We start from the raw sequence: 23,495 nt of genomic DNA, 5'->3' as shown, positions 1-23,495 counted from the left end.
CCGTGAACAGGGCCGAGCGGGAGGCGACCGTACGGCGGATCCTGGAACAGCGTCCGCCGCAGGTGCCCACCGAGCTGTACGAGGAGGCCGTGCGCCGCGGAGGACGGATGCTGCGCCGCCGTACGGCCGCCCGCCGGTTGATGTGGCTGGTGCTGGCCGCGGCGGCCGTCGCCTTCACGGTGTGGGCGCTCACGGCGCGCCCCTGGGTGGAGCCGCCGTCGCAGACGACTCCACCCGTGACCGGCTGGTAACCCCTAGCCGAGTGCCTGCCTCAGGTCCTCGAGCAGGTCGTCGACGTTCTCGATGCCCACGGACAGGCGCACCAGGTCCCCGGGGACCTCCAGCGCGGAGCCCACCACGGACGCGTGCGTCATGCGCCCGGGGTGCTCGATCAGGGACTCGACGCCGCCCAGGGACTCGCCGAGCGTGAACACCTTGGCGCGGTTGCAGACCTCGACGGCCGCCTCCTCGCCGCCCTCGACCCGGAAGGAGATCATGCCGCCGAACGCCTTCATCTGCTTGGCGGCCACCTCGTGACCGGGGTGCTCCGGCAGGCCCGGGTAGAGGACCTGCGTCACGCGCGCGTGCCGGGACAGCATGTCGGCGACCTTCGTCGCGTTCTCGCTGTGCCGGTCCATGCGCACCGCGAGCGTCTTGGTGCCGCGCAGCACCAGCCAGGAGTCGAAGGGGCCGGCGACGGCGCCCATCGCGTTCTGGTGGAACGCCAGTTCCTCGCCCAGCCCTTCGTCGCCGACGATCAGCGCGCCGCCGACGACGTCCGAGTGGCCGCCCATGTACTTGGTCAGCGAGTGCACGACGACGTCCGCGCCGAGCGCGAGCGGCTGCTGGAGGTACGGCGTGGCGAAGGTGTTGTCGACGACGAGCCTCGCGCCCGCGTCCCGTGCGACCTGAGCGATGGCGGCGATGTCGGTGATGCCGAGCAGCGGGTTGGAGGGGGTCTCCACCCACACGGCCTTGGTCTTCGGGGTGATGGCGGCCCGTACCGCGGCCGGGTCGGAGGTGTCCGCGACCGACCACTCCACGCCCCACCGGGAGACGACCTTGGCGAACAGGCGGAAGGTACCGCCGTAGGCGTCGTTGGGGATGACGACGTGGTCGCCGGGGCTGAGCAGCGTACGCAACAGGCAGTCCTCGGCCGCCAGTCCGGACGCGAACGCGAGTCCGCGGCGACCGCCCTCCAGGGCGGCGAGGTTCTCTTCCAGGGCGGTCCTGGTCGGGTTGGCGCTGCGGCTGTACTCGTAGCCGTCGCGCAGACCGCCCACGCCGTCCTGCTTGTAGGTCGAGACCTGGTAGATCGGCGGGACGACCGCCCCGGTCCGGGGGTCGGCGGTGTTGCCCGCGTGAATCGCGAGCGTCTCGAAGTGCTCACTGATGTGCCTGTCGCTCATGAGCCCGAGGGTAATGCGCTTGTGGGGGTGGTGGCGGACGGCGGGGCCCGGGTGCCCGGGAGGCCCGGGTTGTCCACAGGCTCGCGGCACAGGTTGGCCAAGTGTCGGCGCCGTCTGGTTCGCTTGTCGCATGGAGATTTTCTGGGTCCTGATGGCGCTGGCCATGCTGGGCTTCGTGCTGGTCCCGTTCCTCAGGCGCAGGCATGCCGGCATCGAGCAGGTGGCGCCCGGGCACCCGGATGCCGCGGATCCGGCGAACTACGGATTCGTCCGGCAGGAGGAGCTCGACGTCCGCATGCCCGGACCGGACCAGGACCTGGTGGACGTCCTGGAGCTGGTGCAGCGCACGCAGGACTACCGCGCGGCCTCCCAGCTCCTGGCGGGCACGGAGAAGGAGGGCGAGCTGCGCTGGCAGCGGATCCAGGCCTTCGCCGGGGCGGCCTCGCTGGAGCTCCAGCAGCGGCCGGGCGGGGTCAGCGAGGCGCCCGGCGGGCAGTGGCTGCGGGTGTGGCGGGCCGAGGCGCCCAAGGACCCGGGCGGCGCGCCGGTGCACGCCGAGTTCCTGGTGCAGCAGGCATGGCGTACGGCGACGCCGGGCACGGACGAGTTCCGGATCATCATGGAGGAGGCCCGGGAGGCGTGCGGGCAGGCGGCGCTGCTGGCCCCGGGCGACCCGGTCCCGTACATCGTCGAGCTGTCCGTGGCGCGGGGCCTGGCGTACTCGCAGCCGGAGTTCGAGAAGCTGTGGCTGAAGATCCTCGACCGGGCGCCGGCCCACACGGGGGCACATCTGGCGGCCCTGCACTACTGGTGCGAGAAGTGGCACGGCTCGCGCGAGCTGGCGTACTCCTTCGCGGAGGCCGCCGCGGCCCGTGCGCCCCGGGGCTCGCTGCTGGCGGCCATGCCGCTGTTCGCGGTCTTCGAGCACCTTCCCGAGGTCAACCTGGTGAGGGGCTTCTACCAGAGCGAGGTCGTGACCAAGGCGGTCCACGGCGCGTTCTTCGCGGTGCACGCGGCCCGTCCCGACGACCCGATGCTCGCCCATGTCCGCCATCTGCTGGTCTTCTTCCTGGTCCGCTCCGAGCGCTGGGCGGAGGCGATGAGTCAGCTGATACACGTCGACGGCCATGTGGGTGCGGTGCCGTGGACCCTGTCCGAGGACCCGGCGGCGGAGTTCGCCGTCCACCGGGCCCTGGCCGTGGCGGGCTACGAGGCCAACGGCGGCAGCCCGGCGACACTGCGCCACTGAGCGGTCCCGGCAGCGCGGCCGGACAGGCCCGCCCACCGGATCGGCCACCTGACCCCGCGGCGGCGGAAGCCGGTGCGCCCGCGGGAATGACGGCGGCGGCAGGATCGTTCTCCTGAATGCCGTCGCCCGCGCACGCGGGAGCGGCGAAACCGACGGGCCCGTTGTGACGGACGGGCCCGCCCCACACCGACGGGGAGACCCCGTGCTCTCCGGCCGTGCTTCCGGGGGGCCGAGCGCCAGTTCCGGCAGCTCCCGACGGGCGTGTGAACGACCCTGATGGGCAACCAGGGCGGCGCGACCCGGCTGCGGGGCCTCGGCCGGTCGGCCTCCGCCTTCCGCCGCCTCGCGGTCAGCCCTCCGCGCGGGCGGGCAGCCGCCATCCCGGCCGCGGGAAGTGGCAGGTGTAGCCGTCCGGGTAACGCTGCAGGTAGTCCTGATGCTCGGGCTCGGCCTCCCAGAAGGGGCCGACCGGCTCCACCTCGGTGACGACCTTGCCGGGCCACAGTCCGGAGGCGTCCACATCCGCGATCGTGTCCTCGGCGATCCGCTTCTGCTCGTCGTCCACGTAGTAGATCGCCGAGCGGTAGCTGAGGCCGATGTCGTTCCCCTGGCGGTTCCTGGTGCTCGGGTCGTGGATCTGGAAGAAGAACTCCAGGATCGCTCGGAAGTCGGTCTTCGCGGGGTCGAAAAGGATCTCAATGGCCTCCGCGTGCGTGCCGTGGTTACGGTACGTCGCGTTCGGCACGTCACCCCCCGTGTATCCGACCCGGGTCGCCGTGACGCCCGGGAGCCGGCGGATCAGCTCCTCCATACCCCAGAAGCATCCACCGGCCAGCACTGCCCTCTGCGTCTGCGCAGCCATTCCGGCCCCTCCAATATCTGTCAGCTCGGTCGTTCGGGCTGCTCGGCTCGCACACCACCGGCATCCCATGCCCACTGCCCTCAACGCGCGAGGCTTCCAAGCGATTCCGTGCCCGTCCAACCCGCTGGTGGCCGCCTGAACAGGCCGACTCCACGCTGTACGCCCTGGAAGAACGTTTCCCCCAGCCTGGAAGCGGGGCAGGATGACGTGGGTCATGCCCGCGGGTCGGCAGCGGTCCAGGACCTCGTGGAGGTCTGGGGCCTGATCGGCGAGGACGTCGACGCCTTCGTACAGGCAGCGGTAGCCGGCGGTCGCCGTCACCGAGTGCTCGGCTCGGTCCACGGACCGGGACAGTCGTCCTCACCATGCGGGTCCATCACGTCTGGCGGATAGTGAAGGAGGGACGACGTCCCCCGCAGCTCCCCGTACATCAGGAGGCTCGATGCCTTCTTCACGGTCGCTGGTCGCGTTCATCGGCATAGCCTCGGTCGGCATTGCGCTCACCGCGTGCCAGGACGAGGCGTCCGGTCAGATCGTGGCGCGGAACGGTGTCAGGCTCGTGGAGACCGTCTCCAACCCACCGATCCACGGATGTCACCGTTTCCCCGAGGGCGTGACACACGTCGAGAATCAGACACAGAGCAACCTGGTTCTCTACACCACACCAGACTGCACCGTGCCGCCGGGCGGGCAGAGCAACTATCTGGACATCGGACAGTCCGACCAAGTTGCCAGGGTCGCCGGTCTGTGGCGCAGCTTCTCCTTCGCCTCCGAGTGACATCGCGGGGTCACCGGTCCCCGGGCCGTCGTTGTTACGGAGCTTTCTCCAGGGTGCGGCCGCCGCCCGATGCTGCCCCAGGAACGCCCCTGTCCCGTTGGTGACGAGTTCCTCGCCCGCCCGCGGGGATGACGGACCGCTTCACCCGACAGCCGGCTCGGACCCTTGGGTCACATGACGGCCCAGGCTCGCCGGGACGGGGTCAGGCCAAGTACCCCCAAGTACCCCGTTCGAGAATGGCACGCGCACCGGAGCCTCCCGAGGAGTAGCCACGCGCTTGGGTGTCAGGCCGGATCGACGCGCAGGGGACGCATCATTTCGTTGTCCTCGTGTTCCAGGAGGTGGCAGTGCCACATGTACCGGCCGGTCTGACCGAAGCGCACCTTGACCCGGGTTGTCTCCTGCGGATACGCGAGCACCGTGTCCTTGAAACCGCGCTCCCACGCCTCCGGGGGACGACGGCCGCCGGCCGGGAGCTTTTGCCGGTCGACGACCTGGAACTGCACTTCGTGGATGTGAATGGGGTGGGCGTCCTTCGTCAGGTTGTGGATCTCCCAGATCTCCGTCGATCCCACGGTGGGGTTCTCCGTGATGGGATCGGCCCATCCCAGTAGTCTCGGTTTGCCGTTCGGGCCGATGACGCCGAGCAGAGCTTCGCGGGGGCTCACTCCCGGCACGCGGGCCGAGGCCACCTCGCCGAGACTGACCCGTCGGGTGCGGTCCGCTGCGCCGAGGGGCTCGAAGGGTGGCAGCGTGAGCTGTGCGGGAGGCGTCGACGTGTCCGCCGTGACGAGCTGTTTGATCACGAATTTCATGACCTGCCCGGTGGTCTTCGGGTTCGCCCCGGGGAAGCCGGTCCCGACCGCGCCTCCCGTGAACACGGCGTCCGGTCCCTCGTTGATCAGGTGCAGCTCCGAGCCGACCGGGATCGAGGAGAAATCGACGACGACGTCGGCGCGTTCGGCCGGGGCGAGCAGCAACTGGTCGCGCCGAAGGGGTGCGGGCAGGAAGCCTCCGTCGCTTCCGACCTGCCACAGGGAGAGCTTTGCCGGTACCGGCCTGCGGGCCAATGGGTCAGTGACGATCTTCAGGATCAGGGTGCGTGCGTTGCAGCCGTTGAGGAACCGGAACCGGTAGCGGCGCGGCTCCACGGGCAGCACCGGCCAGGTCCTGCCGTTGGTGACCATCGCGTTGCCGAAGTACTCCGGGTTCCAGATCGGCGGAATGTCGCTGCCGGGCACATAAGGGCCCTTGAACCCGTCGAAGAGTGCCCGGCTCGCTGGATAGAACAGGGTCCCGTCGGTACGGAAGGAGCGATCCTGGATGACGACCGGGATCTCGTAGTAGCGCGTGCCGGGCGGGTCACCGAGCCTCGGCGCCGGCCCGGGCAGGACACCTTCCCCCAGGTCCGACGGTCCGCCGCGCAGCAGGTAGAAGCCCGACATCCCGGCGTACACGTTCAGCCGGGTGATGCCCAGGGTGTGGTCGTGGAACCACAGGGTGGCGGCCCGGCTGCGGTTGGCGTAGTGGAAGACGGCCTCGCCCGGGCCCCAGGGCACACCGGACTTCGCCTCGGACTTCTTCGCGAACTCCTCGTAGAAGGAGCCGACTCGGGCGTAACCGGGGGGAATGTCCTGCGCGTCGGGCAGGTACCAGGCCTCGGCGTATCCGTCACTCTCCTCCGTGTTCGCCCCGCCGTGCAGGTGGGTGACGACGGGAACCGGCCCGCCGTACGGCCCGGGTGTCGAGGTGAACGTGGGGCGGGAGTCCCGCCGCTCGGCCCCGCCCGGAGGGTTCGCCCAGTGGAGCGCGGGATCGACCGGCAGCAGATGCGGCAGATGTCCGCCGTTCTTGTCGACCAGTTGATTGACCCATCTGACCTGGACCGCTCGTCCGTACCGGGCTTCGATGGTGAACGCGGGAGAGTGGAACGTTTCGGGATGGCCGGTCGAGCCGTATCCGAACGCCGTGGTGGCCGGCAGGCCCGGGGGAAGCACCTGCTGCCGGAACTGCCGGATGCCGATCGTGTAGCTGTCCGGGCCGGCCCGGCTGTCCAGCGGCATGACGGGCGGTATCACCAGTTCGGCCACGTACTTGCGTATCACCGCCGGATCAAGGACGTCTGCTTCCGTCGGTGAAGCCCGCGGCAACACCGTGCCGGGAACCGAAAAGAGGGACGTTCCGCCTGCCAGAGTGGCCTGAAGCACGAGCCTCCTGCTGATCACTGGGCTTCTCACCTCGACTCAGGTCATCGGAGCACGGCACCAGTGGCCTGCGGGCCGGGCGCTCGGCGGGCGCGGGCCCGTTCGCGGTCAGCTGCCGGCTACCGCCGATCGTCGCATCGCCCCGGTGCATGCGCATGACGGCCACCGGCCGCCACGGAACGCAGTGACGCCCCGCGGTCACGGCGTAGTCGGCCGACTGGCCGAGCGCGCCTGCGGGCGAGGGAAGCCTGCCGGGGTGGCGAGGGGACGCCCTGCTCTGGTCCATGCGGGTGACGCCGCAATGGACCAGGGGCGCTTCCGACGACCGCGCCGCCTGTGTGGTGCTCGATCGGCACGGCGCGGCGGCGGAGATCCCTTGAATGGGCGATGCCTGATTGCGGTCGTACCTGTGAGGCTGGTCGTGACGGCGTGGCCTTCGGCACGGCACCGCCCATCATCAGGAGGTGATGGCCTCATGGACACGATGCGCGCAGTACGCGCTCACCGGCGCGGGGGCCCCGAACAACTGGTCTACGAAACCGCGCCGCGTCCCCGGCCCGGGCCCGGCGACGTCGTCGTCGCGGTACGGGCCGCCTCCATCACCGCAGGAGAGCTTGCCTGGGACGCCACCTGGACCGACAGCTTCGACGGATCCGGGCGGGAGCGGACACCCGTCGTTCCCGCGCACGAGGTGTCCGGTGTCGTGGTCGAGCACGGGGCCGGTGTCACAGCTCCGGCCCTGGGGGCCGACGTGTACGGACTCATCCCCTTCCTGCGTGACGGAGCCGCCGCCGAGTACGTCGCCGTACCGGCCGGGATCCTCGCCGCCAAGCCGGCCGGACTGGACCACCGCGACGCGGCGGCCGTCCCGCTGCCGGCACTCACGGCATGGCAGGGACTGGTCGGCCAAGCCCGCCTGGAGTCCGGCCAGCATGTCCTCGTCCACGGCGGCGCCGGAGGCGTCGGCTCGTTCGCCGTACAGATCGCCGCCGCGCTGGGCGCACGGGTCACCGCGACCGCCTCGGCCCGCGACACCGGATTCGTCGCGGGCCTCGGTGCCCGGAACGTCATCGACTACGCGGACGGCCGGTTCGACGACCACGTGGCCGATGTGGACGTCGTATTCGACACGGTGGGCGGCGACACCCAGACCCGGTCCTGGAACGTTCTGCGTCCGGGCGGGGTCCTGGTCACCATCGTCGCGCCGCCCGATCCCGGGGCCGCCCAGGACCACGCTGCGCGCGGAGTGTTCTTCATCGTCGAGCCCGACCGTGAAGGGCTCGACTCCATCAGCGAGTTGATCACGAGCGGACGGCTGAGCCCGCAGATCGACCGGGTCGTTCCCCTCGCACAGACCCGCGCCGCGTACGAGGCTCTCGACAGGGAGCACCGGCGTGGCAAGGTCGTCATCCATGTCTCGGACGGATAGTCACCGCCAGGCGTGCGGGAACGACGGTCCAGGGGCGCTCGACGTACTTTACGATCACCTGGCTTGCGTCGGACAGCCGCCAGGGGCCCGCAGCAACCACCGGAAACCCGGGTGTGTTGACGGGAAAAGGTACCGGCGCGCGTCAAAGGGAGGGGAACACAGCACATGCAGAACCGTTTCAACCGAGGCATCGCGACACTCGTGGGCCTGGCGCTCGCCGGCACCGGCCTGGCCGCCACGAACGCCGCTCCGGCGGCCGCGAGTTCGTACGACTGCCCGTCGGGCTACTTCTGCGGGTGGACCGGCAAAAGCGCCAACGGCTCGATGTGGAAGACGAACAAGAGCGTCGCGGACCTGGGCAGCTGGGACAACAAGATCCGCTCGTACGTCAACCGCACGAAGTCGATCGCCTGCCTCTACGAGGACAAGAACTACGCGGCCATCGGCGGCTACTGGGCCCAGAAGCCGAACACGCCCGGCGAGTGGAGCGGGTCCTCGGTCGCGACCACCAGCTCGGTCAAGTTCGTCCGTACCGAGCGCGAGTGCAGCCAGCCCGCCTACCCGCGCTGGTTCTCCCAGCCCTCCCCGAAGGCCCTGGGCTTCGGGGACATGAACGGCGACCGCAGAGCCGACATGATCATCCGCGACAAGGCCGGACGGCTCTGGTTCACTCCGGGCAACGGCACCGGCCGGCTCATCGGCTCCAGCGGCTGGAACAACATGAACGTCCTCACCCGGCACGGCGACTTCACCGGTGACGGCCGTGAGGACCTCATCGCCCGCGAGGCGTCCACCGGCAAGCTGTGGCTCTACCCCGGCACCGGTACCGGCTCCCTCGGCACCCGCAAGCTCATCGGCTCCAGCAGCTGGAAGTCCATGAACCACATCACCGCCATCGGTGACCTGACCGGTGACCGCCGCTCCGACCTGATCGCGGTCCAGAAGGCCACGGGCAAGCTGTGGCTCTACCCGGGGACCTCCACCGGCAAGCTCGGCACGCGCAAGCTCATCGGCTCCAGCGGCTGGAACAAGATGAACGCGCTCGTCGCCATGGGCGACGTGAACGGCGACGGCCGTCCCGACCTCTACGCACGCGAGGCGTCCACCGGCAAGCTGTGGCTCTACCCGGGCACCTCCGCCGGCAAGTTCGGCACGCGCAAGCTCATCGGCTCCAGCGGCTGGAACGCCAGGGCGAACCTGATCGCGGTCGGCGACTTCTCCGGCGACGGGCGTCCCGACCTCGCCACCGTGACCAACACGAAGTACGTGATCGACGGCTACCCCGGCCACCTGGGCTGGCTGGTCACCTACCGGGGACGGGACACCGGCTCCCTGATGGCCGGAGAGCGGACCGACGGCGAGTGGTGGGGCCTCAACGGCTTCTGCTAGTGCTGTGACCGGAAAGATTCACCGGCTCGCGACGCCCGGCACGGCACTCCCCCAGCCTTCGGCCGGGGGTACCCCCACGCCGCGTTGTCGCATCACCCGAGTACATCCCGTACGCGGGCAATGCTCCGCCTTGCGAGGCTCCCCCACTGCCCGAAGGGCGTGGGAGGTGCCCCCAGCACCGGACACCGCGAGCTTCCCGGCAAACCTTCCCGGCCACAGCACCAGGACGGCCGGCGTCGGTCGGCACGGCACAGGAGGTGCGGGCCTCCGTGGTTCTACTCCACCTCGATGCCGAAATCCTGGACGAGTTCTTCCAGGCCGCCCGTGTAGCCCTTGCCGCCCAGGACGAAGTCCCAGTCCCCGTTGGGCCTGCGGCGGAAGGAGCCGAGTACCAAGGCGGTCTCGCGGGGGCGGCCGTCGGAGACCTCCAGGCGTCCCAGCTCGGCCAGCCTCGGGTCGAGCAGGCGGATGGACGCGTCCGTGAAGCCCGAGAGGTCGGCGTCCGGGTTGACCTCCGGATCGATGGCGGCCACGAGTACGAATCGGTCGGCCTCAGTCGGCAGCGCGTCGAAGGAGACGCGGATCGCGGCCTTGTCGGGCGCTTGGGCGGGGAGGGTGCGCACCGAACCGTCCGGTGTCCGCGGGTTGTTGAAGAAGACGAAGTGATCGCCGCTGAGGACGCGGTTGCCACGGCAGACGAGAGCGCACACGTCCAGGGCGACACTTCCGGTCCACGACATGCCCAGGACGTTGTGGTCGTCGGGCAGCCGAGTGTCCGCGGCCGTCGGCGTCGGCTGCGCCGCGGAGGGACGGGCGCCATCGCCCAGGCGTCCACGCAGCCCATGGCGGTGCAGCAGGTCGACGAGTTCGGTTCCCGGGATCAGCTCCAGCGGCTTGCCGTTGGCGAAGGTGTGTGAGCCGGGGCCGAACCTCGACGTCGTCACGAGCACGCCCTTGTTGGCGCCGGTGTCCTGCACGGTCCCGTACAAGTCGCGCACAGCGGTGGGCGGCACCGTGTTGCGGTAGCGCTTGACCTGGACGACGATCTTGCCGCCGCGGATCGGTGTCGGATCCAGTGCGTCGACGTCCACCCCGCCGTCGTTCGAGCGCTGGGTGGTGACCGCCTGCATCCCCATGGAGCGGAAGAGATCGGCGACGAGATCCTCGAAGGCGATCGGATCCATCTCGTACAGGTCGGGGTCCTCATCGCCGCCATGCGTGACGACACGGTTCCCCACCTCCTGCGGCCGTCGGCTCGGCCGCACCGCGGTGAGTTGGTCGGGGCGGGCCGAGAGTTGCCCGCGCAGCGCGTCGGCCAGGCAGCTGCAGGCGTCCACCTGCGCCAGGTGCAGATCGCGGAACGTCGGGCGCGGGGCCATGACGGTCGCCAGGTAGATGTGGCCCGGCCGTCCCGTCGTGGGGTCGTGTCCGTCCACGAAGCCGTTCAAGGTCACCGATTCCAGCGCGCCCAGCTCATCCGCGGCGAAGAGTTCGTGCAGGACGAGCAGCGCGCACTGCGCCAGAACCTCCCGGTACAGGGCCCTGCGCTGAGTCACCGGCCGGGCGGTCTCCTTGTCCTGGTCCGTCGCGGACACGTACCGAACGGACTTGACCTCGGGGACGACGCCGTAGGCGGGCAGCTCCCAGTCCAGCACCAACTGTCCGGCTGCCGCGTCGTACGCCGCCGCCACCTGGCGTGGGAAACCCTCCGGCCACGCGGTCGACGCGTAGAGAGCCGCGGAGAAGTACTCGACCACGGCGTCGGGATCGCGGCGCCTCACTCCCTCGGTCAGCTCGGCGATGCCGGCGTTGTGCCGTCGCACATCGGCCAGTTGGGCGTCGGCCCACTGCTGGTACTCCCGCCGGTACGACGCCAGCTGCTGCTGCCGCTGTGCCTCCGCCGCCTGCGCCGCGTGCCAGTCCCGCTCGAAGCGCGCCCGGGCCTCGGCCTGTGCCTGTGCCCGGCGACCGGCAGTCCACCCGCCCTGCGCCTGGTAATGATCGAAATTCGGCATGGTCACGGGCTGTGCCAGTGGACCTGGAGCGAAGGGCGCGATCTCCTCACGGCGCGTGAGGGAGGAGGCCCTGAATGCCGGAGCCCGACAACCCGAGGCGAGAAGGCCTTGCAGGGACGCCACCTGTGCGTCCAGTTCCTCGGTACGGCGTCGGGCCTCTGCCTGCCTGTACTCGCGGTGGCTCTGTGCGGCTCGGCGCTGATGGGCACGTGCCTGCTGCGCCTCTTGTCGCCGCCGTCGGGCTTCGGCCTCCATCTGGCGCTGCTGCTGCCTCTGCATCTCAGCCCAGACACCGACCAAGCCATTAGAGCGACGACTCATGTGTTGCGGGCCCTCCCCAAGGCACTCTGGTTGTCCCCACAACCAGGTGTAACGGGACGACTCTATCCAGCGATGGCCGTCGCGCACATCCGCCCGGCAGGAGCAACCCGCTCAGTCGTCGCCCCTGGCCAGAGGTCCCGCACAGGGACCGCCCAGTGCCTCTCGCCTCAGTCCCGCACGCCCAGGTCCTCCCGCATCATCCGGCGCATCGCCGACAGGCGCGGTTCGGCCTCCTTCAGATCGAGCAGGGCCTGCTCCGCGCTCTCGTCCTCCCCGGCCAGGCCCCGGTCGAGACGCTTGGCCGCGGCGTCGACGCCCGCCAGGACCTCGTTCACCGCCCGCGAGGCGCTCAGGATCCGCTCGGGCACCACCATCTGGGCCTCGGCATAGCGGTCGCGGTGGTCGCGCCGCACCTCCTCCAGTTGCTCGCGGTCCTGCTCCGTGTACACGCCGTCGCGGATGCGGTGCAGTGCGTCCTTGAGGAGTGTGTGGAACTGGCGCGAGGCCCGGTTCATCGCCGTGTACGCGTCGCGGCGTTCCTCGAACCGCCGTCCGCGTTCCGCCGCCTCGGCCTCCTCCGCGCGCCCGCGTGCGCTCAGCCGCTGGCTGAGCACGGGCGCGAAGAGCGTACCGAGGACGCCGACGACGGCGGTGATCATCGCGCTCACTTCGGCTGTCATGGCCACGACCCTAAGTCAACCCCGACCCGGCGAGGGCGTGATGAACCCGGTCCCGAGCACGGGAACGGCCCGCCGGAAGCCATGCTTCCGGCGGGCCGCTCGTTCGCCATGGGCCGTCAGGCCGTCAGGCCCGTCAGGCCGTCAAGCGCCGTCGACCACCGGCTCACTTGCCGTAGTACGCACCGTAGATCGAGACCGTGGACACGTTGCCCTTCTTGTCCGTGATCTTGGCCTTGTAGGAGATGGCCTTCCCCTTCGCCGGGTTCTTGACGGTGATCTTGCCCTTCTTGACGGTGACCTTCTTCCAGGTCTTGCCGCTGTTGTACGACACCCAGACGGTCAGCGACTTGAGGTTCTTGCCCGCGGCGGCGCCCTCCACGGTGACCGGGAAGGTGGCCTTCCTGCCCGCCGGGACACGGTTGTCCAGGCCGGTGCCGGCCTTGAAGCGGAGCGTGGAGGCCGGCAGCTGGACCTCCGTCCGACCGGACGGCTTCTTGGAACGGAACGTCCAGCTCGCGTCGACGCGGGTGGAGGCGTTCGCGACCTTGGCGCTGCGCTTGACCGAGGTGGTCAGCCGGTACTGGGCGTCACCGGCGGTCACGGTGAAGGACTGGTCCCCGAACAGCGGGTCCTTGTGGGAGGCGACCTTCTTGCCGTTGCGGTACAGGGTCGTGTTCGCCGAGGTGAACGTCGAGAGGCCCCAGTGCGCCTGGGAGTCGGAGAACAGCGGCAGGGCGCCGTAGAGCTCGTTCCCGTAGCGGAAGACGCCGTAGTTCCGGCTCAGGTGGGGACCGAACACCGCCCTGTTGAAGGTGTTGGTGTAGGTCTTGCCGCCCTTGTAGGTCTTCATGCCGTCGGGCACGTACAGCGCCTCGGTGAGAGGCATGCCCTTCTCGTCGTGGCCGCCGAACTGCTCCATGAACAGGGACCACATGATGCCGTTGCCGGTCGACAGGTACAGCGTCCGCGTACCCGGCAGCTTCTGCTCGATGCTGTCCGTGATGGCGACGCTGTCGGAGAGCACGCCCTGTGGCGTGACGGCGCCGGTCTTGCCGGAGGCGCCCGCGCCCACGTTGTTCTTCACCGTGGCGAGCTCACGCGCGGCGTAGTGGCGGACCTTTCCGCCCTGGAACCGCTTGACCGTCGCGGCGGTCGCCACGTCGTATTCGGCCTTCGCGCCCTTGGTCCACTGGCCGCTCCAGGACTGGCTGAGCCCGGTGACGTCGCCGCCGATGGAACCGGTCCGCAGCTCGGACCAGGAGCCGACGGTCATCGAGAGACCGATCATCGCCGGGTCGTAGACGTAGCCGATCGTCCCGATGTGCTGCCGTGCGGTCTTGTCCGGCACGGTGATGTCGGCCTTCTTGGCGTTCCGGGCGTCGGCCGTCACCGTGACGTTCCCGGTGACGGTCAGCTTCGGCTGGACCAGCCAGTCCAGGCCGCCCTTGAAGGTGGTGAAGTCCTTCGCGATCCAGGCGTCCAGCAGGTAGGTGCCCTTGGGCACACGCACGGTCGACGTGCCGGATCCCGCGGGCACCTGGTAGGCGCGGTCCGCGCCGAGGCCGGTGTAGCCGAACAGGACCGTGTCGTAGCCGGCGGCGGGCTTCCCGTCCCGGCCGATGTGCTTGACGGTGACGTCGTACGACTCGACCTCGCGCTGCACGGCCGCGGCCGTACGGACGGTCTGCCCGCCGCCGGTCGCCGTCACGTACGCCGAGTACGCGCCGTCCAGAGTGCCGCCCAGCCGGGTGTTCACGGTCACGTCGACGGAGGCCTTGTCGCCGGCCGGGACCGTCACCTCGGTCGCGCCGAGCGTGAAGAATCCGTCCGGGGCGGGCTGGCCCTTGGGGCCGGTGGCCGTCATGGCGAGGCTGAGCGTGACGTCCTCGGTACCGAGGTTGCGGTAGGTCAGCTGTTTGGTGACCGGCTCGTCGTCGGTGTGCGGCCAGGCCTGGACGCCGAAGCTCACCGACACCGGGTCGGCGATCACGGTCTGCTGGATCGCCCTGTCGACGGCGATACGGCCGGCGCCCTGCTGGAAGGGGGTGTACGGGCCGCCCTTGGCGGAGCCGGCCAGCGCGCCCTTCAGTTCGGCGTAACCCCAGTCGGGGTGCTGCTGCTTGAGGAGCGCGGCGGCACCGGCGACGTGCGGGGTCGCCATCGAGGTGCCGTCGATGGTCAGGTAGCCGGCCGGGTTCTCGCCGACCTCCTGGCCGATCAGGCTGTTCTTGGCCGCGGCGGCGGTGATGGCCACGCCCGGCGCGGTGACGTCGGGCTTGATGGCGCCGTCGCCCAGGCGCGGGCCGGTGGAGGAGAAGTCGGCGAACCGGTCCTTCTTGTCGACGGCGCCGACAGTGAGGGCGGAGTCGGCGCTGCCGGGCGAACCGAGCGACTCGGGGCCCTCGTTGCCGGCGGCGATCGCGAAGAGGATGCCCTTCTCGGCGGAGAGCTTGTCGACCTCCGCCTCCAGCGGGTCGACTCCGGGGGTGTCCGGGCCGCCGAGGCTGAGGTTGACGATGTCGGCGCCCTGCTGGGCCGCCCACTCCATACCGGCGAGGATGCCGGAGTCGTCGCCGTAGCCGTCGTCGTCGAGGACCTTGCCGTTGAGGATCTTGGCGCCGGGCGCCACACCCTTGTACTTGCCGCCCGACTGGGCGCCGGTGCCCGCCGCGATGGAGGCGACATGGGTGCCGTGGCCGAAGCGGTCGGTCGTGCTGCGGGCGGTGGAGAAGTTCTTGGCCGCCACCACCTGGGACTTCAGATCGGCGTGGGTGGCGTCGACGCCAGTGTCCAGGACAGCGATCTTCACGCCCTTGCCGGTGTAGCCGGTCTGCCAGGCCTTCGGCGCGCCGATCTGCGGCACGGACTTGTCGAGGCTGACCTTGCGGACGCCGTCGAGCCAGATGTGCGCGATGCCGGCGCTGGTCCGGTCCCCCTTGGTGAGCGCCTTCCACAGCCCGGGCGTGTCCTTGAGGGGCGTCTGCACCGCGTCGGCGTTCAGCGCCTTCAGGGCGCGGCGCAGGGTGCCGGCCTCGCGGACGTCGGCCCGGGCGGTGGTGGCGGCGCCCTGGTAGCCGACAATGACCTTCAGGCCGTTCTTGAGCGACCTGCGGGTGGCGGCCTTGTTCAACTCGGTGATGTCGAACAGTCGTTGGTCCAGCTTGCCGGAGGCGATGAGACGGGACGCGTCGGCCGGTACGACGAGGGTGTGTCCGCCCGTGCGGCGGACCTGCACGGGTATCTGCTCGCGGCCCTCGGCCCGGTGCAGGCCGACCACGCGCCCCTTGGCGTCCACGGTGACCCGGTCGCCGGTGATGAGAGTGACGGTGCGTTGGGCCGTGGGCCCGGCGGCATGGGCCGGGCGCTGCTCGGACCCCGCCGAGGCGGGGCTGGTCATACCCGCGGCGAGGGCGACGGCCGCCGCCGCGGCGACCGTGGCCACGCACGCTCTTTTCACTTGTCTGCGCAAGACTCCCCCTGGAAACAGAGTGCCGAGCGGATTCCCTGTCCACTCGGCCGGGGGAAGGCTCGCACAAGTGCGCTATACCCCCACCCCCCGGAAAACGAAGTATGCCGGGGGGTGATCAACCGCTCAATACCAGGGTGCGGTTAGGGCTCCCGCTCAGGCGCCCGCGTTCTCCTTGACGGTGATGCGGCCCTTGCGGATGGTCGCCAGGCGCGGGGCCTTCCTCGCGATGGCGGAGTCGTGGGTGACCATGACGAACGTCAGCCCGTGCTCCTTCCACATGCGTTCGAGCACGTCCATGATCTCGTCGCGCATGGACTCGTCGAGGTTGCCGGTGGGTTCGTCGGCGAGCAGCACCTTCGGCTGCTTGACCAGGGCGCGGGCGATGGCGACGCGCTGCTGCTGGCCGCCGGACATCTCGGACGGCAGGTGTCCGAGCCGCTCGCCGAGCCCGACCGACTGCAGTGCCTCGGCGGCCCGTTCGCGCCGTTCGGCGGTCTTGATGCCGAGCGGGACGAGGGCGGTCTCGACGTTCTCCTGCGCGGTCAGGGTCGGGATCAGGTTGAAGGACTGGAAGACGAAGCCGATGCTCTCGCTGCGCACCCGGGTGAGCCGGGCCTCGGGCAGCTTCGCCAGGTCGGTGCCGTCGAGGACGACCTGGCCGGAAGTGGGCCGGTCCAGGCCGCCCAGCATCTGCAGCAGCGTCGACTTGCCGCCGCCGGTGGGGCCCTGGATGACCAGGCGGTCGCCGTCGCCGATGGTCAGGTCGACCTGGTCGAGGGCACGGACGACCTCCTTGCCCCGGGTGTAGTGCTTGGTGACGCCGGTGAGTTCGTACATGGGGGAAACAGCTCCTGGGATGCGGGGAGAAGTGGGGCCGACGGCCCACTGGGTCGCGGCGGGCTGCGCGCTACTCGACGCGCCGCAGGGCGTCGGCCGGGCGCAGCCGGGAGGCCCGCCAGCCGCCGAACGCGCCCGCGATCAGGCCGCCGGCCACGGCGAGGCCGACCGCGAGGACGATGGTGGTGAGGCTGACCGGCGCGGTGAGCGCGACCTCCAGGGACTTCGCGGCCTGCCGGCCGGGTCCGCCGAGACCCCCGCCGCCGAAGCCGCCGCCGAAGCCGCCTCCGCCGCCGCCCGAACTGCCGAGCTCCGCCTGCAGCGTCGGGCTGATCGCGGTCACCGCGTACGCGCCCGCCAGGCCGAGCGCGATGCCGAAGATGCCACCGACCAGGCCGTTGACGACGGCCTCGCCGACCACCTGCCGGGTCACCCGGCCCGACTTCCAGCCCAGCGCCTTGAGGGTGCCGAACTCGCGCACCCGCCGGGAGACGGCGGAGGAGGTGAGCAGGCCCGCGACCAGGAACGCGGCCACGAGCACCGCGATGGACAGCCACTTGCCGACGTTGGTGGCCAGGCTGGAGGCGGTGGACAGCGAACCGGAGACGGTCTTGGCCAGGTCGGCGGAGGTGGTGACCGTGGTTCCCGAGACGTTCTTCTGGACGGCGCTCTTGACGGCGTCGATCTGCTGGGAGTCGGTCGCCTTGACGTAGATCGTGGTGACCTTGTCCTTGTTGTCGCTGAGGGTCTGCGCCTGCTTCAGCGGGATGTAGAGGTTGGCCGCCGCGTCCCCGCTGCTGGCCGTGGCGATGCCGATCACCTCGTACTTGACGCCCTTGATGGTGACGGTGCCGCCGACCTTGAGCTTCTTCTCCTTGGCGTACGCGGAGTCGGCGACGACGACCTTCGCGTCCGTCTCGGTGGTCTTGAAGGTACGGCCGCTGGTGATCTCCGAGGAGGTCAGCGGGCCGAGCTCCGGCTTGGTGACGTCGGTGCCGTAGACCGTGTACTGGTTGACGTCGAAGTCGGCGCCGCCGCCCTGGACCCGGCCCTGCGGCTGGGAGCCGGGGCCGCCGCCCGTCCGGCCGCTTTCGCCCTGCTGGAACTGGCCGCGGGTGAACTGGCCGTTGACCTTCACCACGTTGAGGCTGAGCCCGCCGACCGCGGAGGAGACGCCCTTCTGGTCCGCCACCTTGGTGACCGTGGAGGCGGACAGGGTGGTGAAGCCCTGCACCATGACCCGGTCACTGCTCTGGGTGTCCCCGGAACCGTTGTCCTTGGCGTCGAACCGGAAGCGCGGGCGCTCGGAGTCGCCGGAGGGCGGCGTGGCCGCCTTGGTGACGGTCATGTCGGTGCCCAGCCCGTACAGCGACTGCAGGACCTTCTCCTGCGCCGCGCCCATGCCGTTGGACACGGAGTTGACCACGATGACCAGCGCGATGCCCAGCGCGAGGCCGGAGGCGACGACGAGAGCCGCCTTTCGACGGCGGCGCAGCTCGCGCCTCAGGTAGGTGAAGAACATGCGCCGACGGTAGGGGCGCCGCCTGATGAGGTCTTGAGGCCGTCATGAGAGGAGAATGAGAAGACCGGTGCGGCCCCGAGGGGCGGCACCGGTCTTCACGGGTGAGCGGTCGTCAGACGGCCGAATCGGCCTTCCACTGCGCCCAGCTCATGTTCCAGCCGTTGAGGCCGTTGTCCGGGGCGACGGTCTTGTCGCCGGTGTTCTGGACGATGACGACGTCACCGACCATCGAGTTGTCGAAGAACCACGAGCCCGGAGTGTTCGGGTCGTTCGCGCCCTTCTTGTCCTGCAGGCCGACACAGCCGTGGCTGGTGTTGACGTTGCCGAAGACGCCCGGCCCGCCCCAGTAGTTGCCGTGTATGAAGGTGCCGGAGTTGGTCAGGCGCATGGCGTGCGGCACGTCCTTGATGTCGTACTCGCCCTTGCCGTCGTCGTCGGTGAAACCGACCGTCGCGCCGTTCATCCGGGTCTCCTTGAACTTCTCGGAGATCACCATCTGGCCTTCGTACGTCTTGTTGTCGGGCGACCCCGCGGAGATCGGGATGGTCTTGACGACCTTGCCGTTCTGCGTGACCTTCATCTGCTTGGTCTTCGCGTCGACGTAGGAGACCTGGTTGCGGCCGATGTTGAAGGTGACCGTCTTCTGCTGGACGCCGTAGACGCCCTGGGCGCCCTCGACGCCGTCGAGGTCGAGCTTCAGCGTGACGGTGGAGTTCTCCTGCCAGTACTGCTCGGGACGGCAGTCCATGCGCTGCACGCCGAACCAGTGGCAGGCGACCTCCTGGCCGCTGGAGGAGGTGACGGTGATGCCCTTCTGGACGGCCGCCTTGTTGGTGATCGCCTTGTCGAAGTTGATCGAGACGGGCATGCCGACGCCGACGGTGGTGCCGTTGTCCGGATTGAAGGAGCCGATGAAGCTGTGCGCCGGGGCGACCGTGGTGAAGGACGCGTTCTCGTGAGCGGCCCGGCCCTTGGCGTCGGTGGCGCTCGCGGCGACCTTGTAGGTGGTGGCGCGCTGGAGCTGGGCGTCGGGCTTCCAGCTCTTCTTGTCGGCCGATATCTGCCCCTCGACGGCCGTACCGTCGGCCGTCGTCATGGCGACCTTCGTCAGCGTGCCCTTGGCCACGACCACGGCAGCGGAGTTGTTGATCGAGGCGTTGTCGGAGCCGTCCGCTGGTGTGATCTTGATCTGGGCCTCCGACGCCTCCTGGGCCGCGGCCTCGTCGGCCTTGGCCTGCGAGGTGTCGCCACCGCCGCCGGCCGCGTCGTTGTTGCCGGAACAGGCCGTGAGCACCAGTACACCGCCGAGCAGTGCGGACGCGGCCGTCAGGCGCTTGCGCCGCTTACTGTTCGTCATCACACGCTTCTCCATCGTTGGCGAGTCCCAAAACCCCTCGAGGCCCCCGTCGCGAGTCCTCAACGCTACGACCGTTTCGTCCCATTTCCCACGTCGTGGAGATGTGGGACTTGCCACGTCCGCCGTAGCGGACGGTACGCGGCCCGGCCTGCGCGTTGCGTGAGACGACGAAACCCCGGACGTCGGTTGCGGCCGGGGTCGCCGATGTGATCCGGACGACGTCAGCCGGAATGTCCGGCGCCGCCCGCCTTCTCGTCGTCCCCGCCCTCTTCGTCCTCGTCGTCTTCCCCGTTTTCCTCGACTTCCTCGGCTTCCTCATCGACATCATCCTCGCCGAACTCCCAGTCGGGCGAATCCGGGTCGTACGCGATGGGTTCGCTCGACCAGGAGGCCTGCTGGAGTTCCACCCCCGGCACCTCGCCGACCAGGTCGAACGGATCAACCAGGTACGCCAGGGCCTCGGCGGTGTCTTCCGTCACAGCGCCCTCGGCGTGCGCCCGCTCCGCGGGGTCCAACTCGCCGTCCTCGATGTGCTCGGCGATCCGGCTGCGGGCCGCCCCGATGACGGCGCCCTCGTCCTCGATCTCGAGGACGAGCTCGACACTGAGGCGGACAAAACGTGAAGTCTCTGGAGTACTCATGGTCGGAGGGTACGGCTCAAACCTCCCGTGACTTTCCTGTGACCCGCGACGTTCACTAACATCGCCCCACACGGCCAATTCACCAGCGCCACAAGGGGATCGATATTCCGTGTCATCCGCTCGCCGTACGTTGCTGACCGCCACCGCCGCGGGCACCCTGCTGGGCGCCCTGTGGTTCGTCCCCTCCGCGGACGCGTCGGTGGGCACTCCGGCGAGAGGGGCGGACCCGGCGGCGCCGACCGCCCACGTCACGGAACAGGGGCGGCCCGCCTCGGCGGTGGAGACGTCCGGCGCCCAGGAGGACGCCTCCACCGGGAGCGGGACCGAACTCGCCGACACCGGAAGCATCGACACCACTCCGTACGTCGTCGGCGGCACCGCGCTCCTCATACTGGGCGCCGGTTTCGTGGTCTACTCCGTGCGCCGGGAGCGCCTCGGCTTCTGAACCCGCCCGGCGCTCCCCCGACTTGGACCCCGGCCCGCCGTCCTACTGGAGCGGGCCGGTGACGGTCTCGGCCGCCGCGACGAGCCGGCCGTCCCCCACGAAGGCGTCCGCGGCGGCGAGGTCGGGCGCGAGGAAGCGGTCCGGGCCCGGTCCCTCCACCCCCGCCTCGCGGGCCGCGTCGATGACCGCCCGGCTCGCCGGAGCCGGGGTCAGGCCCTCGCGCAGCTGAACGGCGCGCGCGGCGGCGTACAGCTCGATCGCGATGATCCGGTTCAGGTTGCCGACGGCCGTGCGCAGCTTGCGCGCCGCCGACCAGCCCATGGAGACGTGGTCCTCCTGCATGGCGGAGGACGGGATGGAGTCGGCGGACGCCGGTACGGCGAGCCGCTTCATCTCGCTGACCAGCGCGGCCTGCGTGTACTGGGCGATCATCAGGCCCGAGTCGACGCCGGCGTCGTCGGCGAGGAACGGCGGCAGGCCGTGGCTGCGGTTCTTGTCGAGCAGCCGGTCGGTACGGCGCTCGGCGATCGAGCCGAGGTCGGCGGCGGCGATGGCGAGGAAGTCCAGCACGTAGGCGACCGGGGCGCCGTGGAAGTTGCCGTTGGACTCGACCCGGCCGTCGGGCAGGACGACGGGGTTGTCCACGGCGGAGGCGAGTTCCCGCTCGGCGACCAGCCGGGCGTACGCGAGGGTGTCCCGGCCGGCGCCGGCGACCTGCGGGGCGCACCGCACGGAGTAGGCGTCCTGGACGCGGGGCGCGTCGCCCTGGTGGTGCCCGGTGAGGCCGGAGCCCTTGAGCACGGCCAGCATGTTGGCGGCGGAGGCGCCCTGTCCCGGGTGCGGGCGGATGGCGTGCAGCTCGGGGGCGAGGACCTTGTCCGTGCCGAGCAGCGCCTCCAGGCTGAGGGCGGCGGTGATGTCGGCGGACTTGTACAGGGTGTCGAGGTCGGCGAGGGCCATGATCAGCATGCCGAGCATGCCGTCGGTGCCGTTGAGGAGGGCCAGGCCCTCCTTCTCCCGCAGTTCGACGGGCCGGATGCCGTGCTCGGCGAGCAGCTCGGCGGCGGGGCGTACGGCGCCGTCGGGGCCCTCCGCGTCGCCCTCGCCCATGAGCGTGAGGGCGCAGTGGGACAGCGGGGCGAGGTCGCCGGAGCAGCCGAGGGAGCCGTACTCGTGCACGACCGGGGTGATGCCGGCGTTGAGCACGTCGGCCATGGTCTGCGCGACCTCGGGGCGTACGCCGGTGCGCCCGGAACACACGGTCTTCAGCCGCAGGAACATCAGCGCCCGCACGACCTCGCGCTCGACCCGCGGGCCCATGCCGGCGGCGTGCGAGCGGACGATGTTGCGCTGGAGCTGGGTGCGCAGCTCCTGGCTGATGTGCCGGGTCGCCAGGGCGCCGAAGCCGGTGCTGACGCCGTAGACGGGCTCGGGCTTGGCCGCCAGCGCGTCCACGATCTCCCGGGCCGCCGTGAGGGCCGCCACCGCCTCGTCGGAGAGCTCGATACGGGCGCCGCCGCGCGCCACGGCGAGAACGTCGGACGCGGTGACCCCCGACGTCCCCACCACCACAGTATGCATATCCATATTCAGGAGCGTACGCAGTGAATGCGAAGATGTCACTAGTGGATGCCGGGAGTGACTCTTACAACTCGCGGCCCGAACACGCCTGAACACCCGGCGCCACTCAGGGCCTGCGGCCGCGGAAGCGGCGCCGCTCCACGGGGGCCTCCGGCACGGGCGGGGGCGCGTCGACGAGACGGACGACCGGGTCCTGCGCGCCCTCACGGCCGGCGACCACGGGCCGGTCGGCGCGCAGCGCCTTCGCCCGGTACTGGGCGGCATCGGCGAGCCGGAACAGCCGCCGGGCCGACGGTACCGGCCGGATCGCGTGCTCGGTCGAGGCCACCCCGCAGGCGACACCCTGGCCCAGCTCCAGCTCGGCCGCGCGCCGGCACAGCTCGTCGGCCGCCTTGATCACGTCGTCGGCCGAGGGGCCCACCGCGACCAGGCAGAACTCGTCGCCGCCGAGCCGTGCCACGAGGGCGCCGGGCACCATCGCGCCGCACAGCGACAGCACGGAGCCGAACCGTTCGAGGAGCCGGTCGCCGACGGCGTGGCCGAGGGTGTCGTTGACCTGTTTGAGCCCGTTGAGGTCGCAGACGACGAGACTGACGACGACGCCGTCCGCGCGGTGGCGCTCGATCGCCTCGTCGAGCATCACGTCGACGGCACGGCGGTTGGCGAGCCCGGTCAGCGCGTCCGTGAACGCCAGCCTGCGGGCCTCCTCCAGCCGCTCGCTCTGAGCGAGCCCGGCGGCGACCACGGCGGCCAGCACGGTGGCGAAGTCGGCGTCGGAGCGGCCGAAGAGGGGGGTGCCGACCGGACGGGCGACGTAGAGCTCTCCCCAGGCACGTCCGTGCTGCACGATCGGCGCGACCACGCAGCAGCCGCGCCCGCGCCTGCGCAGCGCGGCGACACGCTGATGGCTGTAGCCGGGGTGGCCCGCGGCCGCGCCGTCGGCGGTCTCCACCCAGGCGTCGGGTTCACCGCCCGAGGCCCACCGCTCGTGCAGGAACTCGGTGATCTCCGGGAACTGGTGCACCGGGTAGGCCTCGTTCTCCGGGAACTCCTCCTCTTCCGGTGCCCGGTCCCCCACGTTCACCAGGACCCGCAGCCGGCCGTGCTCGCGCTCCCACGTCGAGAGCGCGGCGAAGCTCCCCTCCAGCGCCCGGCACGCACCGAGCGCCGCCGCCCGCCACGACTCACGCGAGGTCTGTGCCGCGGCCATCCCCTGCGCCAACGCCACGACGTCCGCCAGACGCCTGTTCTCGCCCATCACCCCAGGCTAGGGATGTTTCAGATGAATCGAGACATTGGCCCACCCG

General features: G+C 70.4%; 18 protein-coding genes and 1 pseudogene. 6 read left to right on the top strand and 13 right to left on the bottom strand.

Features of this window, described 5'->3' with window-relative positions:
* Positions 1 to 2: 2 nt before the first annotated feature.
* Positions 3 to 251 carry a hypothetical protein gene (locus tag ACIQMV_RS04815; RefSeq protein ID WP_141358985.1) on the top strand — a complete coding sequence of 83 codons (249 nt, stop codon included), beginning with the start codon at positions 3 to 5 and terminating at the stop codon, positions 249 to 251.
* Between the two features lie 3 nt (positions 252 to 254).
* Here ACIQMV_RS04815 and ACIQMV_RS04810 read toward each other — a convergent pair whose 3' ends face one another.
* Entirely contained in the window at positions 255 to 1,409 is a 1,155-nt protein-coding gene (locus ACIQMV_RS04810) for a cystathionine gamma-synthase (RefSeq protein ID WP_141358987.1), read from the bottom strand.
* 130 nt (positions 1,410 to 1,539) lie between these two features.
* On the opposite strand from ACIQMV_RS04810, the gene ACIQMV_RS04805 reads away from it, so the two are divergent.
* Positions 1,540 to 2,658: a hypothetical protein gene (locus ACIQMV_RS04805; protein ID WP_402591153.1), complete on the top strand. Its 1,119-nt coding sequence runs from the start codon at positions 1,540 to 1,542 to the stop codon at positions 2,656 to 2,658.
* A 349-nt stretch (positions 2,659 to 3,007) separates the two neighbouring features.
* On the opposite strand, the gene msrA is transcribed toward ACIQMV_RS04805, so the two are convergent.
* Positions 3,008 to 3,520, bottom strand: coding sequence for a peptide-methionine (S)-S-oxide reductase MsrA (gene msrA / locus ACIQMV_RS04800; RefSeq protein ID WP_141358991.1), 513 nt, complete (start codon positions 3,518 to 3,520; stop codon positions 3,008 to 3,010).
* A gap of 198 nt (positions 3,521 to 3,718) precedes the next feature.
* Positions 3,719 to 3,829 (bottom strand): annotated as a pseudogene (locus ACIQMV_RS04795) (IS5/IS1182 family transposase); the annotation flags it as partial.
* A gap of 133 nt (positions 3,830 to 3,962) precedes the next feature.
* Here ACIQMV_RS04795 and ACIQMV_RS04790 point away from each other — a divergent pair.
* A complete protein-coding gene (locus tag ACIQMV_RS04790) occupies positions 3,963 to 4,298 on the top strand; it encodes a hypothetical protein (RefSeq protein ID WP_402591151.1) in 336 nt (111 codons plus the stop codon).
* Positions 4,299 to 4,582: 284 nt separating this feature from the next.
* On the opposite strand, the gene ACIQMV_RS04785 is transcribed toward ACIQMV_RS04790, so the two are convergent.
* Positions 4,583 to 6,403, bottom strand: a complete 1,821-nt coding sequence (locus ACIQMV_RS04785) for a multicopper oxidase family protein (protein ID WP_402591149.1) — start codon at positions 6,401 to 6,403, stop codon at positions 4,583 to 4,585.
* A gap of 574 nt (positions 6,404 to 6,977) precedes the next feature.
* On the opposite strand from ACIQMV_RS04785, the gene ACIQMV_RS04780 reads away from it, so the two are divergent.
* On the top strand, positions 6,978 to 7,931 hold the full coding sequence (locus tag ACIQMV_RS04780) for an NADP-dependent oxidoreductase (protein WP_402591147.1): 954 nt from the start codon (positions 6,978 to 6,980) through the stop codon (positions 7,929 to 7,931).
* 165 nt (positions 7,932 to 8,096) lie between these two features.
* The gene (locus ACIQMV_RS04775) at positions 8,097 to 9,320 is read left to right on the top strand and encodes an FG-GAP-like repeat-containing protein (RefSeq protein WP_402591145.1); all 1,224 of its coding nucleotides are present in this window, start codon (positions 8,097 to 8,099) and stop codon (positions 9,318 to 9,320) included.
* 275 nt (positions 9,321 to 9,595) lie between these two features.
* Here ACIQMV_RS04775 and ACIQMV_RS04770 read toward each other — a convergent pair whose 3' ends face one another.
* From ACIQMV_RS04770 to ACIQMV_RS04740, 7 genes are all read right to left on the bottom strand, one after another.
* Positions 9,596 to 11,656 (bottom strand): restriction endonuclease, encoded by a 2,061-nt coding sequence (locus tag ACIQMV_RS04770; protein WP_402591143.1) that lies wholly within the window; start codon positions 11,654 to 11,656, stop codon positions 9,596 to 9,598.
* 167 nt (positions 11,657 to 11,823) lie between these two features.
* Complete coding sequence (locus tag ACIQMV_RS04765; protein ID WP_402591141.1) at positions 11,824 to 12,336, bottom strand: hypothetical protein; 513 nt, start codon at positions 12,334 to 12,336, stop codon at positions 11,824 to 11,826.
* A 163-nt stretch (positions 12,337 to 12,499) separates the two neighbouring features.
* Complete coding sequence (locus tag ACIQMV_RS04760; protein ID WP_402591916.1) at positions 12,500 to 15,733, bottom strand: S8 family peptidase; 3,234 nt, start codon at positions 15,731 to 15,733, stop codon at positions 12,500 to 12,502.
* Positions 15,734 to 15,958: 225 nt separating this feature from the next.
* Complete coding sequence (locus ACIQMV_RS04755; RefSeq protein ID WP_225078904.1) at positions 15,959 to 16,642, bottom strand: ABC transporter ATP-binding protein; 684 nt, start codon at positions 16,640 to 16,642, stop codon at positions 15,959 to 15,961.
* 70 nt (positions 16,643 to 16,712) lie between these two features.
* On the bottom strand, positions 16,713 to 18,164 hold the full coding sequence (locus tag ACIQMV_RS04750) for an ABC transporter permease (protein WP_402591139.1): 1,452 nt from the start codon (positions 18,162 to 18,164) through the stop codon (positions 16,713 to 16,715).
* A 112-nt stretch (positions 18,165 to 18,276) separates the two neighbouring features.
* The gene (locus ACIQMV_RS04745) at positions 18,277 to 19,521 is read right to left on the bottom strand and encodes an Ig-like domain-containing protein (RefSeq protein WP_402591137.1); all 1,245 of its coding nucleotides are present in this window, start codon (positions 19,519 to 19,521) and stop codon (positions 18,277 to 18,279) included.
* 221 nt (positions 19,522 to 19,742) lie between these two features.
* The gene (locus ACIQMV_RS04740) at positions 19,743 to 20,162 is read right to left on the bottom strand and encodes a hypothetical protein (RefSeq protein ID WP_253266073.1); all 420 of its coding nucleotides are present in this window, start codon (positions 20,160 to 20,162) and stop codon (positions 19,743 to 19,745) included.
* 109 nt (positions 20,163 to 20,271) lie between these two features.
* Between ACIQMV_RS04740 and ACIQMV_RS04735 the strand changes: the two genes are divergently transcribed.
* Positions 20,272 to 20,607 carry an LAETG motif-containing sortase-dependent surface protein gene (locus ACIQMV_RS04735; RefSeq protein WP_401773182.1) on the top strand — a complete coding sequence of 112 codons (336 nt, stop codon included), beginning with the start codon at positions 20,272 to 20,274 and terminating at the stop codon, positions 20,605 to 20,607.
* 42 nt (positions 20,608 to 20,649) lie between these two features.
* Here the strand turns inward: ACIQMV_RS04735 and hutH are convergent, their stop codons facing one another.
* Entirely contained in the window at positions 20,650 to 22,188 is a 1,539-nt protein-coding gene (hutH, locus tag ACIQMV_RS04730; protein ID WP_402591915.1) for a histidine ammonia-lyase, read from the bottom strand.
* 106 nt (positions 22,189 to 22,294) lie between these two features.
* Positions 22,295 to 23,446, bottom strand: a complete 1,152-nt coding sequence (locus tag ACIQMV_RS04725) for a diguanylate cyclase domain-containing protein (RefSeq protein WP_402591134.1) — start codon at positions 23,444 to 23,446, stop codon at positions 22,295 to 22,297.
* Between the last annotated feature and the right edge of the window lie 49 nt (positions 23,447 to 23,495).

Source organism: Streptomyces sp. NPDC091412 (assembly GCF_044756885.1).
Lineage (GTDB): Bacteria > Actinomycetota > Actinomycetes > Streptomycetales > Streptomycetaceae > Streptomyces.
The sequence above is the reverse complement of the archived record's forward strand: the minus strand, read 5'-3'. Positions and strand labels throughout refer to the sequence as shown.